Source organism: uncultured Vagococcus sp. (assembly GCF_963518325.1).
Taxonomy (GTDB): Bacteria; Bacillota; Bacilli; order Lactobacillales; family Vagococcaceae; genus Vagococcus_D.
Map to the genome: position 1 here is coordinate 46,921 of NZ_CAUQJB010000014.1, position 18,304 is coordinate 65,224.

Annotated in this window: 14 protein-coding genes and 2 pseudogenes; 12 read left to right on the forward strand and 4 right to left on the reverse strand. The window is 38.7% G+C overall.

The genetic code is table 11. The features are described from left to right. Nucleotides 1–63: 63 nt before the first annotated feature. The 3 genes from RWN13_RS12700 to ccpA all read left to right on the forward strand — a co-directional run bounded on the left by RWN13_RS12700 (nt 64) and on the right by ccpA (nt 2,287). A complete protein-coding gene (locus RWN13_RS12700; RefSeq protein WP_314064273.1) occupies nt 64–507 on the forward strand; it encodes a DUF948 domain-containing protein in 444 nt (147 codons plus the stop codon). 22 nt (nt 508–529) lie between these two features. Further along, nucleotides 530–1,015, forward strand: coding sequence for a YtxH domain-containing protein (locus RWN13_RS12705; protein WP_314064126.1), 486 nt, complete (start codon nt 530–532; stop codon nt 1,013–1,015). Between the two features lie 270 nt (nt 1,016–1,285). Then, nucleotides 1,286–2,287 (forward strand): catabolite control protein A, encoded by a 1,002-nt coding sequence (gene ccpA, locus RWN13_RS12710; RefSeq protein WP_314064129.1) that lies wholly within the window; start codon nt 1,286–1,288, stop codon nt 2,285–2,287. Nucleotides 2,288–2,434: 147 nt separating this feature from the next. Here ccpA and RWN13_RS12715 read toward each other — a convergent pair whose 3' ends face one another. Further along, nucleotides 2,435–4,882 (reverse strand): transglycosylase domain-containing protein, encoded by a 2,448-nt coding sequence (locus RWN13_RS12715; protein WP_399553663.1) that lies wholly within the window; start codon nt 4,880–4,882, stop codon nt 2,435–2,437. Nucleotides 4,883–5,231: 349 nt separating this feature from the next. On the opposite strand from RWN13_RS12715, the gene RWN13_RS12720 reads away from it, so the two are divergent. The 7 genes and pseudogenes from RWN13_RS12720 (at nt 5,232) to RWN13_RS12745 (ending at nt 13,004) form a co-directional block, all read left to right on the forward strand. Further along, on the forward strand, nt 5,232–6,119 hold the full coding sequence (locus RWN13_RS12720; protein WP_314064135.1) for a deoxyribonuclease IV: 888 nt from the start codon (nt 5,232–5,234) through the stop codon (nt 6,117–6,119). Between the two features lie 132 nt (nt 6,120–6,251). Continuing rightward, complete coding sequence (locus RWN13_RS12725) at nt 6,252–6,485, forward strand: YneF family protein (RefSeq protein ID WP_314064138.1); 234 nt, start codon at nt 6,252–6,254, stop codon at nt 6,483–6,485. A gap of 139 nt (nt 6,486–6,624) precedes the next feature. Next, nucleotides 6,625–7,609 (forward strand): annotated as a pseudogene (locus RWN13_RS23665) (ABC transporter transmembrane domain-containing protein); the annotation flags it as partial. Between the two features lie 68 nt (nt 7,610–7,677). After that, nucleotides 7,678–8,376, forward strand: a pseudogene (locus RWN13_RS23670) (ABC transporter ATP-binding protein); the annotation flags it as partial. Continuing rightward, the gene (locus tag RWN13_RS12735; RefSeq protein WP_314064142.1) at nt 8,376–10,166 is read left to right on the forward strand and encodes an ABC transporter ATP-binding protein; all 1,791 of its coding nucleotides are present in this window, start codon (nt 8,376–8,378) and stop codon (nt 10,164–10,166) included. The pseudogene RWN13_RS23670 and the gene RWN13_RS12735, both read left to right, overlap by 1 nt. Before the next feature lie 450 nt (nt 10,167–10,616). Beyond that, a complete protein-coding gene (locus RWN13_RS12740) occupies nt 10,617–11,810 on the forward strand; it encodes a hypothetical protein (protein WP_314064145.1) in 1,194 nt (397 codons plus the stop codon). Nucleotides 11,811–11,825: 15 nt separating this feature from the next. Beyond that, nucleotides 11,826–13,004, forward strand: coding sequence for an amidohydrolase (locus tag RWN13_RS12745; protein WP_314064147.1), 1,179 nt, complete (start codon nt 11,826–11,828; stop codon nt 13,002–13,004). 44 nt (nt 13,005–13,048) lie between these two features. Here RWN13_RS12745 and RWN13_RS12750 read toward each other — a convergent pair whose 3' ends face one another. The 3 genes from RWN13_RS12750 to RWN13_RS12760 all read right to left on the reverse strand — a co-directional run bounded on the left by RWN13_RS12750 (nt 13,049) and on the right by RWN13_RS12760 (nt 16,401). Beyond that, entirely contained in the window at nt 13,049–14,236 is a 1,188-nt protein-coding gene (locus RWN13_RS12750; RefSeq protein WP_314064149.1) for an ABC transporter permease, read from the reverse strand. Beyond that, on the reverse strand, nt 14,223–15,365 hold the full coding sequence (locus RWN13_RS12755) for an ABC transporter permease (RefSeq protein ID WP_314064151.1): 1,143 nt from the start codon (nt 15,363–15,365) through the stop codon (nt 14,223–14,225). The genes RWN13_RS12750 and RWN13_RS12755 overlap by 14 nt, the downstream gene beginning before the upstream one ends. Nucleotides 15,366–15,453: 88 nt before the next feature. Continuing rightward, complete coding sequence (locus RWN13_RS12760) at nt 15,454–16,401, reverse strand: ABC transporter ATP-binding protein (protein ID WP_314064154.1); 948 nt, start codon at nt 16,399–16,401, stop codon at nt 15,454–15,456. A 149-nt stretch (nt 16,402–16,550) separates the two neighbouring features. On the opposite strand from RWN13_RS12760, the gene RWN13_RS12765 reads away from it, so the two are divergent. Both RWN13_RS12765 and RWN13_RS12770 read left to right on the forward strand, forming a co-directional pair. After that, nucleotides 16,551–17,657: a histidine kinase gene (locus RWN13_RS12765; RefSeq protein WP_314064157.1), complete on the forward strand. Its 1,107-nt coding sequence runs from the start codon at nt 16,551–16,553 to the stop codon at nt 17,655–17,657. Further along, a complete protein-coding gene (locus RWN13_RS12770; RefSeq protein WP_314064159.1) occupies nt 17,658–18,275 on the forward strand; it encodes a response regulator transcription factor in 618 nt (205 codons plus the stop codon). Nucleotides 18,276–18,304: the final 29 nt, after the last annotated feature.

Below are 18,304 nucleotides of genomic sequence, written 5' to 3' on the forward strand. Positions count from 1 at the left end.
AAAGGTGTAAGGTGTTATGCTAAATACACAGGAATCAAGTAAGCGAGAGAAAGGGTAATGTATATGACCGGTGGAGAAGTTGCTGCTATAATAGCTGCAATTGCGTTTGTTATTCTTGTTGTCGTCATTATTATTTGTTGTGTGATGATCATTCCGAAAGTGACAAAAACGATCGAAAAAACCAATAAGGCGATTGATAAAGCATCAGGGATTTTGGATGAAACCAACGTCACCATTCAAGCAGTAACGAAAGACGTTAATGTTTTAACGTATCAGGTGGAAGAATTATTGGTTAAAAGCAATGAGTTATTAGCAGATGTGACACAGAAAGTAGAAACCATTGACCCATTATTTACGGCAGTTGCCGATTTAGGTGAAAGTGTCTCAGATTTGAATACGTCAAGTCGCAATGTGGCTAGTAAGGTTGGGGTTATCAGCAGTAATGCTGCTAAAGCAACCGTTGCAACAAGATTAGGTAAATCAGCGTTTAGGATGTTTAAAAAATAGAAATCTCTAGGAGGATATAGTTATGGGAAAAAAATCAGGTGGCTTTTTATTAGGCGCAATTATCGGTGGAACAGCTGCAGCAGTAGCAGCCTTGCTATTAGCGCCAAAATCAGGTAAAGAATTACGCGAAGAGTTAGCAGATCAGGCTGAAGATTTTAAAAATAAAGCATTCGACTATGGCGAGTATGTTCAAGAGAAAAGTTATGAATATGCAGATCAGGCGACAGACTTTGCTGGGACAGTTAAAGATAAAGCAGTTAAAAGCTCTGAAGATGCCTTATCTTCCTTAAGACGCCAAACAGATGACTTATCTGATAAATTTAAAAAAACGGCTGATGACTTAACTGATAAAGCTGCCGATTTAGCAGATGAATCAGAAGACATTATTTTGGATGTGGCAGACGTGGCTGAAGAAGCGATTGTAGCTACTGATGAGTATGCAGAAGACATCATCGGTACAGTGGAAGATCAAGTGGATGACCTAAAAGACGAATCAAGTATTAACTAATTTTGAGGATAGAATTATCTGTGAAAGCTTGCAGATAGTTCTTTTTTTGAGTTTTTTTGAAAATTTCTTTATATTTTCATGAAAAAATAGATTAAAACGCTTGCAAATTTTCGTGAAATTTGGTAACCTTAAAGTTGAGAAATGTAAACTGGTTTTTCTGAAAACGAAAAACGAGCACATTCATCCAATTTGCTCAGCAAATAATAGTTCGGATAAGTGAGAATTAACTTTTATTAGATTAAACTCATACAAAAAGGAGAAAAAATTATTATGGAAAAACAAACAATAACGATTTATGATGTTGCCCGTGAAGCAAATGTTTCAATGGCAACTGTCTCACGTGTTGTCAATGGCAACCCAAATGTGAAACCAGCAACGCGTAAGAAAGTACTAGAAGTAATCGATCGTCTGGACTACCGTCCAAATGCTGTAGCTCGTGGCTTGGCAAGTAAGAAAACAACGACAGTTGGGGTGATTATTCCTGACGTTAGCAATATTTTCTTTGCTTCTTTAGCTCGAGGGATTGATGATGTTGCAACCATGTATAAATACAATATCATTTTAGCAAACTCAGATGGTAACGATGAAAAAGAAATCAACGTATTAAATAACTTATTAGCGAAGCAAGTCGATGGTGTTATTTTTATGGGCCATCATATCACAGAAGCTATTCGTGGTGAATTTTCTCGATCTAAAACACCGGTTGTTTTAGCGGGTTCAATTGATCCTGATGACCAAGTTGGTTCTGTGAATATTAATTATAAAGAAGCGACTAAAGAAGCGACTGATTTATTGGCTAAAAATGGCAATAAAAAAATTGCTTTCGTTAGTGGTGCCTTATTAGATCCAATTAATGGTAAAGAGCGTTTAAGTGGGTATAAAGCCGCCCTTAAAGAAAATGGATTGAAGTACAGTGAAGGTCTAGTCTTTGAATCTGAGTATCAGTATAAAGCTGGAGAAGAACTAAGCAAACGAATCATCAACAGTGGCGCAACTGCTGCTTATGTTGTTGACGATGAGTTAGCTGCTGGGATTGCCAATGGCTTAATTGACAGTGGGGTTAAAATTCCAGAAGAGTTCGAAGTCATCACAAGCAATAACTCTTTGTTAACAGATGTGATTCGTCCTCGTTTAACAAGTGTGACACAACCCTTATATGATATCGGTGCTGTTTCAATGCGTCTTTTGACTAAGTTGATGAACAAAGAAGATATTGACGAGAAAACGGTTATTTTACCTCATGGTATTGTTAAAAAAGGGTCAACTAAATAAAGTAAATAATCATTAGCCTGTTAGCATAGCTAACAGGCTAATGTCTTTTTTTTTAATAGAAATACCGCCAAATCGAGGTAATTAACTCCTTGATTTGGCGGTATTTCACTTATAGTTAAACGTCTTAGATGAAGCTCACTATTTTGGTTAGTCATCTTCATCTTTTTTATTGGCATTATTTGTGACAGCTGAATTATTTCGATTGGTTGTGCCACTACTTGGTGTTGTTTTAGCCGGTGTTTTTGGCTTAACATAACTCTCATTCCAAGTTTTGAGGTATTGAGCATCAGTTGCGCCCATACCAAATCTAAATTGTGTTGCTGAGGGGCCATTCTTAGCCCAGAGGGATTCGATTTTTTTACCTGGGACGGTCCAAGTACTGCCTTCCACCGTCGCAGTTCCCATCTTCTGACCACTAAAGTCAGATACTTCAGCGTGAATCACACTTGGATCTAAAGCAAATCGTTCAGTGATACCGAATAAAGCGGGATTAGCTTCATAGGCAGCGTTAGCGATATACGCCCACAACTGCATGTTGTTTTGCCCGTAAGTAGAATCCATCGGAATCACCGCATCTGAATAGCCAATCCAATTGGACATGCTGACCTTTGGCGTGGAGGCAATGAACCAATAATCCCCATTGTTTTCAGAAGTCCCGGTCTTGCCAACCCAGTCAGCATTGGTGAGGCCGCTGCCCATGGCTGCTAAAGTCCCTTTGGACATGGTTCCTGTTCCACTGGTAATAACATCACGCATCATATCATTCATAATTGACGCAGTGGCTGGCGAGAAGACCGCAACGGGTTTAACCTCATGTTGGTAAATAATATTACCGCTATTATCTGTAATTTTCTCAATTGAATAGCCTTGAGAGTAGTTTCCTTTATTGGCTAAGGTCGCAAATGCGTTGGTTTGTTCTAAGTTAGTTGGACCGGTATTTGTTCCACCAACAGCAATCGATTCTTGCCCATAGTACTCACCATCTGTCATCCGCATGTTCATTTTTTTGTAATACTCCTTTGGATCTGCCACTTTTAATAATTCCTGATAAAGTTCAACTACAGGAACGTTATCAGATATTTTTAAAGCTTCTCTGGCAGACTTAAAGCCGGTTGAAGTTTTTCGATCATAATTCATTAAATCAACATCGTCGTCTGGGGCTTTATACTTGCGAGAAAAGTTCGACAGCTTTGATTCACTGCCGATTAAGCCGACATCAATGGCAGGGGCATATGCCAAAATAGGTTTGATGGTGGAACCTGGAGAACGCTCAGAATTGAACGCATGATTGTTCTTATTCTGATTAAAATCGCGACCAGCAATGAAACTAATAATACGACCAGTTTGGTTGTCCAACAAAACGCTGCTAGTTTCAATACCATAATTGCCAATAAACATGCCAGCGTAATTAGCAGTGGCATTTTGCATGGCCTCATAAACATTTTTGTCGATGGTCGTCTCAACAGTATAACCATCACGACGTAACTCCCGTGCCGCAATATCGTAATACTTTTCACGGAGCTTTTGATTGTCAGTAAGGTCCTCTTTTTTGAGCCCATCAGCCTCGTAATAAATCGGCATCAGGATTTTAATCGCCTGATCGTAGGTATAATCGTATAGATAACCATTTACATTGTCTGTAACATCTTCACTTGGTTTAAAGTCTTGTGTTAAATCATAATTTTTAGCATCGTCGTATTCCTGTTTGGTGATGTATTCTTCCTTATACATATTGTAAAGGACTTGATCTTTTCGTTCCAAACCTAAGGACTGATCATCACGGAGTTCACCAGTATTTAAGTAAGGGCTGTAACTAATTGGGCTTTGTGGCAAACCGGCAATAAAGGCGGCTTGAGGTAAATTTAATTGATCCGCAGTCGTATTAAAAATCCCCTTAGCTGCTTCTTGCACGCCTGCGATATTTTGCCCTTTATTGTTACGTCCAAAAGGTGAGACATTCAGATAAGAGGTAATGATTTCATCTTTTGAGAAAAATTTCTCAACCCGCAGAGCTAGTACAATTTCGTTGGCTTTACGCTTGTAGGAGGTTTCGCTAGTTAAGACTTGCTGTTTAACTAACTGCTGAGTGATGGTCGACCCACCAGATGAACCTCCAAGGCCAGTTGCGTCAGAGACGAGAGCCCGAATAACTGCTTTAGGGACAATTCCTTTATGGACATCAAAGTACTCGTCCTCAGTTGAAATTAAAGCTTCTTTGACAAGGGGAGAAATCTGATCAGATGATACGTTAGTGCGAATTAAATCAGAGCGAATATCAGCAATTTTCTCACCACCAGCATAGGTGATGGTGGAAAGTTGCTCCACGTCGTTAATTTTATTTTGTAACTCTTGTTTATTTGGGACAGGTGTATCTGACACGAGATAAGCAAAATAACCGATCCCAATGCCTCCACCTAAAGCTCCTAAGAAGAGGAAGACCACGATCATAAAATAAACCAATGATTTCATGACTTCAAAGGTCACATTAAAAGCAAATAACACTTTATCTTTTGCTGTCTTGTCACTTTTAGCAAAGGCATCTTTGGCGGACCCTAATGATTGCTGTATTTTATTTTTAGTATTTCGATTGAACAACAAAAAATTCACCTCAAACTATGGATTATATCGGTTAATTATAACAAATAAATAAGGTCATGCCTAGCTTTCGAGAAAGTTAATGGGGAAACCTTAAGAAATTGTCACCTATCTGGAGAAAAGTCTGATAGGTAAGGGTATTTTTAGTCATTTGACAGAAGTCTAAATCGAGTATCTCAAGGGCTAGAACTGAAAAAAGAAGAAAAATTCATTAACTTAAGGCAATTATATTGAGACTTAACTCAAAGAGTTATACAATTTAGAAGTTGAGGTTTAGCAAAAGACTAAACTAAAAAGAAGATAGCTTTTGAATGTTGCAAAAGCATTTCAATACGAGGAGGATTTATTTATGTTAATTGGCTCACATGTTAGTATGAGTGGGAAAAAAATGTTATTAGGATCAGCAGAGGAAGCGGCGGGCTACGATGCACGGACCTTTATGATTTATACTGGTGCCCCGCAAAATACCCGTCGTAAGGCGATTGAAGACATGAATATCGAGGCTGGAAAAGCTTATATGGCTGAAAAAGGGTTGAGCAATATGGTGGTCCATGCCCCTTATATTATCAACTTAGGTAACACTGTTAAACCGGAAAATTTTGGGTTTGCCACTCAGTTTTTACGTGAAGAAATCGTCCGTTCTGAAGCACTTGGAGGCACCCAAATCACCATGCATCCCGGGGCACATGTGGGAGCTGGTCCAGAAGCAGCGATTCAGCAAATCATTAAAGGGTTAAACGAAGTTTTGACTCGTGATCAAATTCCCCAAATTGCCTTAGAAACCATGGCTGGAAAAGGGACGGAAATTGGTCGCACCTTTGAAGAAATTGCCGCAATTATTGACGGTGTGACCTTTAACGACAAATTGTCAGTGACTCTTGATACTTGTCATATCAACGATGCTGGCTATGATGTGACGGATTTTGATGCTGTTTTAGCGGAGTTTGATAGGATTATTGGCTTAGATCGTTTGAAAGTAGTTCATGTTAATGACTCTAAAAATCCTCGTGGTTCCCATAAAGACCGCCATGCCAATATTGGGTTTGGAACGATTGGTTTTGAGGCCTTAAATCGAATTGTTCACCATCCAGCTTTGGAGAGTTTACCGAAAATTTTAGAGACACCTTATGTTGGAGAAGATAAAAAGACAGCCAAAGCCCCTTATAAACACGAAATTGCCATGTTGCGTTCAGGCGCCTTCAATGAGAACTTGTTAGCGGAGATTACCGCTGGATAGGCATTATAGCTGAATTTAAACTGCTGTAAAAAAAAAGATTTGCTTATTTTTAAGTTTTAACTTTTCATTTGTGCTCTTTTTTAGTACAATTGGTTATTGAGAGTACAAGTTGAAAGGAAGGAGAGGAATAAAATGAGTACAGGATATGTAATTTTAATCGCAGTTATTGCTTTGGCATTAGGCGCAGTTGGTGGGTTCTTTCTTGCGCGTAAATATATGGAAGATTACTTGAAGAAAAATCCTCCCGTTAATGAGGATATGTTACGTATGATGATGATGCAAATGGGACAAAAACCATCTGAGAAGAAAATTCGTCAAATGATGCAAAATATGAAAAATCAGGCAGGCAAGCCAGAGAAAAAATAATATTTTGAACCAGATCGTATGAGAGCAAAAAAGACGGGCAGATTTTTTAATCTGCCTGTCTTTTTGCGCCCTCATATCATGATAGTAGGTGAGTTTTAGCAAAAAAGGAATAAGTTAGTGGAGGAGTTGTGAGAACTGCATGAAAATATTTAGGAAATTGGGATGGTTTTTTAAAGAAGAACGAAAATCCTACATCATTGGGGTCACGTCACTTGTGATAGTCTCCATGTTGCAAATTGTATCGCCAAGAATTATCGGGATAGTCATCGATGAAATAGCAGATAAAACTTTGACGGCTAGTCGTCTGATTATGTGGGTTGGCATTGTGGCAGGGGTAGCAGTGTTACAATATATTCTGCGTTACGTCTGGCGAACTAATATTTGGGGAAGCGCAGCTAAATTAGAAAAATCATTAAGAAAACAATTATTTCATCATTTTACCGTGATGGACAATGTCTTTTTTCAAAAATATCGCACAGGAGATTTAATGGCTCATGCCACCAATGATTTGTCTGCGATTCAAAATGTAGCTGGAGCGGGAATTTTAACCTTTGCCGATTCATTGGTCAATGGTGGGGTTACGATTATTGCCATGATTATTTTTGTAGACTGGCGTTTAACATTGATTGCCTTATTGCCATTACCATTGTTAGCATTTACGTCACGAAAATTAGGCTCTGAATTACATGGGGCATTTCGCAAGTCTCAGGAAGCTTTTTCTACTATTAACGACAAGGCACAAGAAAGTATTACCGGCATCAAAGTCATTAAAACCTTTGGCCAAGAGAAAGAAGACATGGTTGATTTTCAAGAAAAAGTCGACGATGCCATCATAAAAAGCAATCGAGTCAACGTTTTGGACGCGTTGTTTGATCCGATTATTACCATTATTATTGGGTTGTCTTACATCTTAACAATCATCGTTGGAGGGTCCTTTATTATGAAGGATGTGATAACGATTGGTCAGTTGATTACCTTTATCGATTATATCTCCATGTTGATCTGGCCGATGTTTGCTATAGGTCGTCTTTTTAATGTGCTAGAACGTGGTAGTGCTAGTTACGACCGAGTACAAGAATTGTTGCACGAGAAATCACATATTGTGGAAAAAGAAGGTGCTATTCAAGAAGAAGCAAGAGGAGTCTTGGTTTTTGATATGAATGCATTCCGCTACCACGGTGATGAAGAAGATACACTCCACAATATTCACTTTAGAATTGAAGAAGGCAGTACCCTGGGCATTGTTGGCAAAACAGGAGCTGGCAAGACCACGATTATGAAATTATTATTGCGTGAGTATGATCAGTATGAAGGGCGTATTACGTTTGGTGATGAAGATATTCGTGATTATTCATTGGACGGGTTACTCACCTCCATTGGTTATGTGCCTCAAGATCATTTTTTATTTTCTATGACGATTCGAGATAACATCCGTTTTGCTAATCCAGACGCCAGTCAAGACGAAGTGGAAAAAGCGGCTGAATTAACCGCTATTCATGAGGATATCATGGAGATGCCAAAAAGCTACGACACACTGGTTGGCGAACGTGGCGTTTCTTTATCTGGTGGTCAAAAGCAACGGTTGTCAATTGCCCGAGCTTTGGTCATTAATCCTGAATTATTAATTTTGGATGATGCCTTATCAGCAGTGGACGCGAAGACGGAAGAACGAATTTTATCCAATTTAAAAGCCATCCGAGGTGATAAAACCACCATTATTGCAGCTCACCGAATTAGCAGTGTGATGCATGCTCAAGAAATTATCGTGATTGATGAGGGTCAAATTATTGAACGAGGCACCCATCAGGAATTGATAGCTCTAGATGGCTGGTACGCTCGCATGTATGATCAACAACAATTAGAAGCAAAAATCGAAGGAGGTGGCGAATAATGTCTGAACAAGTTGAATCAGCTTGGGCAAAGTCAATGCCTGTTAAGGAACAAGTCACGATTGTCAAGCGCTTGTTGAAATACACAAACCCCTTCAAAAAGCAGTATGCCGTGGCGATATCGTTGGCAGTAATTTTATCGGTGATTAATATTTTTATGCCGAAAATTATCCAAGTATTAATTGATAATTATTTGGAACCTAAAACTGCCACACAACAAACGATCTTTTTTTTCGCGTTTCTTTATTTAGTTGGAACTTTAATTAAGGCAGTTGTCTGGTTTTTCCAATTTTATTTATATTCAAAAGCTTCTTTAAAGACCTATCAGTATATCCGCAGTCAATTATTTGCAAAACTTCACACCATGGGCATGCGTTATTTCGATAAAACCCCAGCAGGTTCAATCGTATCCCGTGTGACCAATGATACGGAGTCTCTCTTTGAATTTTGGTACGTCTTTCTCTATGTCTTAACAGGGGTATTTGCGATTGTCTCTTCATTCGCTGCGATGTTCACCATCAATGTCAAATTAACTTTTATCTGTATGGTGTTTTTACCTATTTTATTGGTGATTATTTGGTACTATCAACAGTTTAGCTCTCGGGTGTATCGTAATATGCGAGAACGTCTAAGCCAGCTAAACACGAAATTAAATGAATCGATTTCAGGGATGAGCATTATTCAGCAATTTCGTCAGGAAAAACGCTTGGAAAAAGAATTTGATCAAACCAATGAGGAGTATTTACAAACTCGTTTTCAAATGATTCGCACCAACTCCTTATTGTTAGCCCCGGTCATTAATTTACTGGTGGCTTTGTCTATTGGGTTAGTTCTTGGGTATTTCGGCGTAATCTCATTAACCAATCCTATTGAAGTCGGGGTTATCTTTGTTTTTATTTCTTATGTGAGAACTTTTTTCCAACCGATGATCAATATGATGGATTTTCTTAGTGTTTTTCAAGACGGCATGGTTGCTGGAAGTCGTATTTTAAAAATAATGGACGACACAGAACTGGCTCCTCAACAACATTCTGAGGCAGCAGCTGAAATTAAATTTGGAAAAGTTGAATTTCGCAATGTCAGTTTTTCCTATGATGGCACTCACAAAGTTTTAAACAACATTAGTTTTATTGCCAATGAAGGTGAAACGGTGGCATTAGTCGGTCATACTGGGAGCGGTAAAAGCTCGATTATTAATGTGATGATGCGTTTTTATGAGTTTTATGAAGGGGAAATTTTGATTGATGATCAAGACATTCGTGACTTCCCTATAGAAGAACTCCGTAAAAAAATGGGATTAGTGTTACAAGATGCTTTTATGTTTTACGGTGATATTGCGGGGAATATTCGTTTGTTAAATAAAGACATCACGGATAATCAAATTCGCGATGCAGCGGAGTTTGTACAAGCGGATAAATTTATTAATACATTGCCGGATAACTACCACGCTAAAGTCATTGAGCGAGGTGCTAGCTATTCCAGTGGCCAACGGCAGTTAATTTCCTTTGCCAGAACAATTGTAACTGATCCGAAAATTTTAGTGTTAGATGAGGCAACAGCGAATATTGACACTGAAACAGAAGGCTTGATCCAAGAGGGATTGGCCAAGATGCGAAAAGGTCGGACTACTTTGGCGATTGCCCATAGACTATCAACCATTCGTGATGCCGATTTGATTTTAGTCTTGGATAAAGGACGTATTGTTGAGCGGGGAAATCACGATCAACTAATTGAGCATGGTGGGTTGTATTTCGACATGTATCGTTTGCAGAAGAGTAAACAGAATGAATAGTCTGATTATTGAAGACTTGTGAATGATAAACATTAAGATACCAATGATACTCGGTATCTTAATGTTTTTTTGCTGTATGCTTGAGACATAAAAGGGATAGAGGTGTGAGCTATCTGCTAATCCTTGGTTGTACTAAATGTGGCGGACAGCTTTTTCCTAGATTATAGGGGGAGTTCATAGGCTTAGGTGCTGAGCAAATGATTGTATCTAAAGGGATGCCATAGTGTCTCTCTTTACTCATTCGAGTTAAGGATTCCCATAACCAAGCAACAACGGCAGGGGAGCCCAAGTTTTTCTTGAGTTATCTCATTTTTTTAAGATGTCTTTTTCGAAAAAAATCTTTACAAAAGACCATGAATCCTGTAATGTTCAAAAGGTAGTTTTAGATTGTCGGAATTATCAGATAATTTTGATTAACTAACAATTAAGTCAAATGGAGGAAGTGGAGAAGTGAGTTTATTAGGTGCATTTATTTGTGTAGCAAGTATTTTGGTGATTGGAGAGATTGTTTCTGCTAAAACCAAGGCTTGGATTCCGTCGGTGTTCGTTTCAGGAATGCTGTTTCTAGTCGGTTTTTGGACCGTATTGCCAAAGGATTTAATTGAAAGAGCAGGTGTTTCAACGACGTTGTCAACGCTATTTGTTTACTTGCTCATTACGAATATTGGCACGATGTTGTCATTGGATGAGTTAAAACAACAGTGGAAATACGTGCTAGTTTGTTTGGTAGCAATGGTAGGGGCAGTTGTCTTAATATTTGCCATCGGGATGTTATTGACAGATTATAATACTGTTATTGTGGGGACACCACCCCTTCTTGGAGGGATTGTGTCGGCTTTGTTAATGTCCGAAGCCGCTGCTAACGCTGGATTAACGGATTTGTCTGTCTTAGCAGTTGTGATTTATGTGATGCAGGGATTCGCCGGTTATCCATTAACTTCGATAGTTTTGAAAAAAGAAGGCCGCCAGACCCTGACACTTCACCGCCAAGGAAAATGGAAAAAAGAGGAAGTCTTGCCAGAAGGAACAACGAAAGATCAGGAAAAACCAGCAAAACTATTAACGATTTTGCCTAAGTATTTTGATACAACCCATTTCACCTTACTAAGAATTGCCATTGTTGCATTTTTAGCGGTACAATTTTGTCAATTATTAGCACCAGTTATCTCAATAAACGCTTTTGTGATGTGTTTAGGGTTTGGAGTATTGGCTCGCTATCTAGGTTTTTTAGAAAAAGCACCATTGACTAAATCCAACAGTTACGGGTTTGCTATTTTAGTTCTAATGGCTTATATTTTTGATGGCTTAAAACAATCGACACCGACGATGCTAATGGATTTATTGTATCCGATGCTCGTAATCATTGTGGCAGGCGTCATCGGCTTATATATATTCTCATGGGGTGCGGCTAAGGTGTTGAAGGTTAGTCCACAAATGGCCTTTGCCACTTCTTTGACAGCTTTATATGGATTTCCAGCAGATTATATTTTAACCTTGGAAGTCATTCGCAGTTTAACCGATGATGAAAAAGAACAGGAAGTCCTAAAAGACCACATGGTGCCGCCAATGCTCGTAGGTGGATTTGTTTCTGTTACGATTGTATCAGTGATTATTGCTGGTATTTTTGTGGGCTTAATTAGATAGAGAGAGGGAGAAAACATGACAAAAGAAATTAAGACGTTAATCGAAGCAGAGGAAGAGAAGTTAATTACCATGCGGCGTTATCTGCATCAGCATCCGGAGTTATCAATGGAAGAATTTGAAACAACCAAATGGATTGCCAAGGAATTGGACGAGTTGGCTATTTCTTACAAGTTAGGTAATCCGACCGGTCTTATTGCCACAATCAAAGGCTCACATCCTGGTAAGATGGTTTTATTACGTGCCGATATGGATGCATTACCTGTCAGAGAACTAAATGAGGGGCTTAGCTATAGCTCTCAAAATGAAGGGAAGTCTCACGCTTGTGGCCATGATGCCCATACGGCAATGCTTTTAACTGCAGCTCGGGTATTGGTTCAACTAAAGGAAAAGATTCACGGATCTATTCGTTTGATTTTTCAACCAGCAGAAGAAGTGGCAAAGGGTGCGAAATTGATGATTGAACAAGGCGCTCTGGAAAGTGTTGACAACGTGTTTGGCATACATATCTGGTCAGGGGTTCCCGTAGGTCAGGTTTGTTGTTACCCAGGACCTTCATTTGCTGCGGCTGACATTGTTAAAATTCATTTTGAAGGAGTCGGCGGTCATGCAGCGATGCCTGAGCAGACGGTTGATGCAGCGATTGTGGCCTCTCAATTTGTCAGCACGGTTCAAACAATCGTTTCAAGAGAAATAGATCCCTTACATCCAGCGGTGGTGACTATTGGCAAAATGGATGTGGGCCAACGCTTTAATGTTATTGCGCAAGATGCCTACTTGGAAGGAACTATTCGTAATTTTAATGAAGGAACCCGTGGAATTGTGGAAGAAAAAATCAGTCATTACGCTCAACAGCTAGCTGGTTTATATGGTGCTAAAGCAAGTGTTGATTACGTTCGTATGACTGAGGTAGTTGACAACGATTATGAATCTGCTCAATTAGTGACAGAAATCACTCAAGATTACTTTGGTAAAGAGGCGATTGGTGGTCCAGCACCAACTATGGGAGCTGAGGATTTTGGCTTTTATATGCGTGACCGACCTGGCGCCTTTGCCTTAGTGGGGAGTGGTAATCCCGATAAAGACAGTTGTTGGCCGCATCACCATGGTCGCTTTAATATCGATGAAGATGCCTTGAAGATGGGGGCCGAATTATATACACGTTACGCATTGGCTTATTTAAACAAAGAGATGTAAAAAAGCACAGCCCAACTTAATTTTATTGGGCTGTGCTTTTTTGTTTATGCCAGTTTTGATTTACGTTTCTTTTTTGATAAACCGCCTTGTTCTCTGCGAAGGATAAAGCCAATTAAAGCGAAGGCTAAGACAAAGAGTAGCAAGATACCAATATTGAAATAAAATTCGGCTAAGGTTTGACTACTATACGTCTCCAAGTTAGCGACTAAGTGATTGTTTGTAATATACCAATAAGTTGGGAAGAAAGAAGCGATTTTTAAAACCGGTTCACTCATCATTTCTTGGGGAACAAAAGCGCCACTGATAAAACAAGTTCCCAGAACCAGAATATTGTTTAGACCGGAAATCATTTCGGTGGTGGTGACAAAATAGGACACCGTGACGGCCAGGCTAATCATCGCTAGTAGAAAGACGAAAGCGTTCAGTAAGAGTAAGTGAGTCATGGAATCGCCAAGACTGGATTTTGACAGTACTAGGCTGATTGCGACAAAGATGACCCAGCTGATAAGTGAGAACAAGGCGACAGCAGAATAAAAGTAAGTGCTGCGTTTGCGCTCAGAAAGTGGCGAACAGTTATTGCGGTCTTTTACATCTTGACGATTCATAGAGAGACTGACAATACCAATCGATGACAAAATGGTCATAAAGAGACCGTAAGCCAATAAGTTGAAGATTCGGGCTGTTTCATTTTTATTGCCACTGGTGACAGTGGGTTCAAATGAGACAGCAGCGTCATTTCCTAAGTTAGTGGCGACCATTTTTAAAATAGCTGTTTCACTTTTTTCAGGAAAGTTAGCATAGTAAAAAGCTACTTTATTAACAAATTGATTGATTAAAGTTGAAGTTTGAAAGTCTGCCTGAGAGCTAGGTATGGCCTTAGTTGGTATAGCTGGTTTTTCGCCAGCGGCCATATCAGTTGAGAAATTCTTAGGAATAGTGACGATATATAGGACTTTTTTGAAGAAGAGAGCGTCTTGTTGCCCTTTTTCAGATGGATCAATTGTGACAACCGTACTATTTTTCCTAAGATAGCTTTCCAGTTCTTTCGCAGTAGCACCTGTATCCTGGTTAATAATCGCGATTGGGCTCTTATCCGCATCAAAACTTCCTTTGTTATCTGTTTGATTGACTTGAGAATAGGCGAAAGTAATGGCCAGATTAATAGCAATGGCTAAAACAAAGGTCATTTTATTTTTTTTAACAATATTGAAAAAGGCCTTAAATATCGGCATAAGCTTGTCTCCTCATTATTAAGTAATTAGCAATGTTAATGACAACGGTCATAATAAGCATCATGCCAATGGTCATAAAGAAGCTGGTTAAGTCAGTGTAATAAAATAATTTATATAAGGCATCTGTGATGAGACTCGTAGGATTTAACCAGGCAATAATCGGAGCGTGCTGATCAATCCAATATTTAACATCTGGAAACATCATTCCGGATAAAAAGCCACCAAAGACCGACACCGTAGTGACGATGGTTGATTTTAAATTAAAGTTCCCTTTAATGCCACTACCGACTAATGATCCTAGTGAAATACTCAGAAGGCATGACATCAGACAAGTTAGCAAAATCAGTGACCAGCGATTGCCAAAATCAACTCTTAAAACAAATCGAATAAAGCCAAGGACCAATAACATTTCACCGAAAAAAATAAGAAAGGCCGCTAATAAATTGGTGAAAATTAGCGTAGATTTATTTACGGGACTCATGCTCATTCTCAGGCCTTTAGGACTTTGATTCGCTTGCAGATCGGAACTGTTTTTTATACCCCAATTCATGCCAAACATGCAGGCCATGGCAATGACCGTAAAGAAATACAAGGTTGTTGATTTTGGTTCATTTTCACCATAGACCGTTTTTTCAGTATAGGTGTGAGCATTCAAAAGATCATTCACTAGAGACTCGGAAAATTGCTCCGGTTTTTCTCTGACAATATCCCCCATAGCAGCGGTGATATAGGTGAATTGTTGTAGAAAGTCTTTTAGGAAGGTCTGATTAAAGCCATTATTATTAATGACTAAAAGTGGTGCTTCCTCTTCCAACAAATAATAACCACTTATTTTATTTTCTTTTAAAGCGGTATCGGCAGTGACTTTGTCAGTGGTGGACACTTTGAAAATAGCTTGTTGATCATTTTTGGCAGTCTTAAGTGAATCCGTAAAGCGTTGGTTTTCTGGGGAGTCGATGGTCTTAACGACGGCAACAGGGATTGTGTTAAAAGTGAATTGGTCATCTAAATTACTAAAGGCCATCTTGAAAAAACAAGCTAAAATGATAGGAAAAAATAAGCTCCAAAAGATGATACTTTTATTTTTGAGTAATTGTTTAAATCGATAGCTAAATAAATGGTTAAACATAGTGTTCCTCCGTGTCTGTGAGATAGCTTCGGTCATTGAATTAATGACGTCAACTGATGTGAATCTGTCAATGGAACGAGATGTCTGATTAATCCCGTAACTGTTTTCCTGTTATTTCCAAAAAGACATCATTTAACGTTGGCTGTAAGCTGTAGAAATCACCAAAAAGTAAATCCTTTGATTCGAGATGATGCAAGAGTTTTAAAAGAACTTTTTCTTCTTTTAGAGTATCCAATCGCAAGGTAGTCCCATCGTAATCTGCATGAAGAACGCCAGTCCAATTTTTGATGGTAGTCAATAAGTCTGATGGGCAGAGAGGCAGTTCAATTTGGAGCTTTTCACTAGTTTGAATCATTCGTTTGAGGTCCTCTTTTGTGCCACTGGCTAAGATAGAACCCTTATCCATGATAATGATCTCCGAACAAATTTGCTCGATTTCTTCCATATAATGAGAGGTATAAACAATCGTAGCCCCTTTGCGATTTAATTCTTGAATGCTTTCTAAAATATTGTTTCTGCTCTGAGGATCGACGGCCACCGTTGGTTCATCGAAAAAAATCAACTCAGGTTCGTGGGCAATGCCACAAGCAATGTTTAAACGGCGCTTTAAACCACCACTTAATTTTTTGGGATAAAAGTTAAGGAACTCTTCCAGTTGGACGATGCGAATGGCTTCAGCGACACAGGTTTTTCTTCTGTCCTTGTTACTGATATAGAGGCCACAAAAGTAATCGATATTTTCGTAAACAGTGAGTTCCTCAAAGACCGCTACATCTTGAGGAACAACACCAATTCTACGCTTGAGCTCGGTTTTATCTGGTGCCATTTTTTCACCGAACAATTGAATCTCTCCTTGATCGTAAGTTAATAGGGATAAAATACAGTTGATTGATGTGGATTTACCACTGCCATTGGGGCCAAGTAAACCAAGTACCTCACCTTGTTTAACTGTTAAACTAAAGTGATCCAAAGCCGTTAATTTATCGTATTTTTTCACTAAATCTATTACCTTGATAATCGTTTGATTGTTTGTCATAATTAAGCTCCTTTATGTAAAAAATAACTGTGATTTTGCGTTTCATCGGGTATACTTATACTATAACTAAAAACACGTCGTCATAACAGTGACTATTAGCTAATCATGAAGTGACAAATGTCACATATTCAGCTGGAAAGGAAAGACAGATGTTAAATGAAACGAAGGTTGGGTTTAAAAATAAAGGTCTGCTGTTAATTGGTTGTTTACTCAATTTGTATCAAGATGAGTTTGTTGTCAAAGACATTGGGTTCATTTTGCTGATAATCGTTAGCAGTCTTTTAATTATTTATCAACCGGGTTCTTTGATGAAGGCTCTTGCTCTGATAGGAACGATTGTCTTGGCTGTTTTCTTTTCTAAATATGCCTTATTTTTTCCAGTCTTGCTCTATGACTTTCTGGAAAGAGACAAGGGAGTTACTTATATTATATTTCCCTTTATCGGCATCGTCTTAATCGTCATAAGCTATTTGGACAATTTTTCAGTCTTGGCCTTTTATTTGTTTTTAGGGTTGATGGCGATTTACTTACGTGAGGAAATGGAGAAGAGTCTTAAGTTATCAGAAGACTATAGACGTCTTGATTTATCAAGCAAAGAACATCGGTTTTTATTGGAAAAGCAAAACTTTCATTTAATTGAAGAACAAAATTTAAATTTAACCTTAGGCATTGCGGAGGAACGTAATCGAATTTCCAGAGATATTCACGATAATGTGGGGCATTTATTATCTAGCTCATTGATTCAAATCGGCGCGTTAAACGTGTTAAATCAAGATGTAAAACTAGAAGATCCTCTCAATTTATTAGAAGCGACAGTCCAGGAAGGAATGGATAATATTCGTGACAGTGTCCATAATCTTCACGATGACTCCTTGAATTTGAAAGAATCTCTGTTATTCATTGTTGATAGTTTTCAAGAGTACTCGATTGAGTTTCATTATGACATTAAGGAGGCAATTGGTGCAGGACTAAAGATGGACCTATTGATGATTATCCGAGAGTCTTTAGCAAATGTTATGAAGCATTCAAATGGAACCAAGGTTTTTTTGGAAGTTGTCGAACAGCCAGCTTTTTATCGGGTGCTAATAAAAGATAACGGCAGTAATAACGTATCAAAGAACCCGCTAGAGGTTGGGATGGGCCTCAATAGTATGAAGGAGCGGATGATGAAACAAGGGGGCCGCTTAACGGCTGAGCAACAAAGTGATGGTTTTCAAGTTCTTGCAATCATACCAAAAGAGAGTGGGGAAGAGTAGATGCGTGTCTTAATTATTGATGATGACCAATTAGTGAGCTTGTCGCTAAAAACCATTTTAAATGCTCAGGCGGAGATGGAGGTTGTTGCAACAGGCAATTCAGGTCATGAAGCTATCGAGCTTTATCGGCAAACACGGCCCGATATTTTATTGATGGACATCAGGATGGGGGATATGACAGGACTGGAAGCAGGAGAAATTATTTTACAAGAGTTTCCTCAAGCGTTAATTGTCTTTTTGACGACCTTTTTGGATAACGATTATGTGGTTCAATCCCTAAAGATTGGCGCAAAAGGTTATATTCTTAAGCAAAATTTTGAGTCAATTGTGCCATCGATTAAAGCTGTTCATGTAGGGCAATCGGTTTTTGGTGATCAAATCGTCAGCTTAATGCCAGAGTTACTGTCAGCGAAGAAGGAAAATAAAATTAACAGTTGTTTAAGTGATCGAGAACAGACTATTTTAACAGAAATTGCTGAAGGGCTTAACAACAAAGAAATAGCAGAAAAACTTTTTCTAAGTGAAGGAACTGTCCGAAACTACATTAGCACGATGCTGGATAAATTAGCCTTGCGGGATCGGACGCAATTAGCGATTTATTTCTATAAAAACAGTTAAACACGCTAGACATCTAAATGGTGGATTTA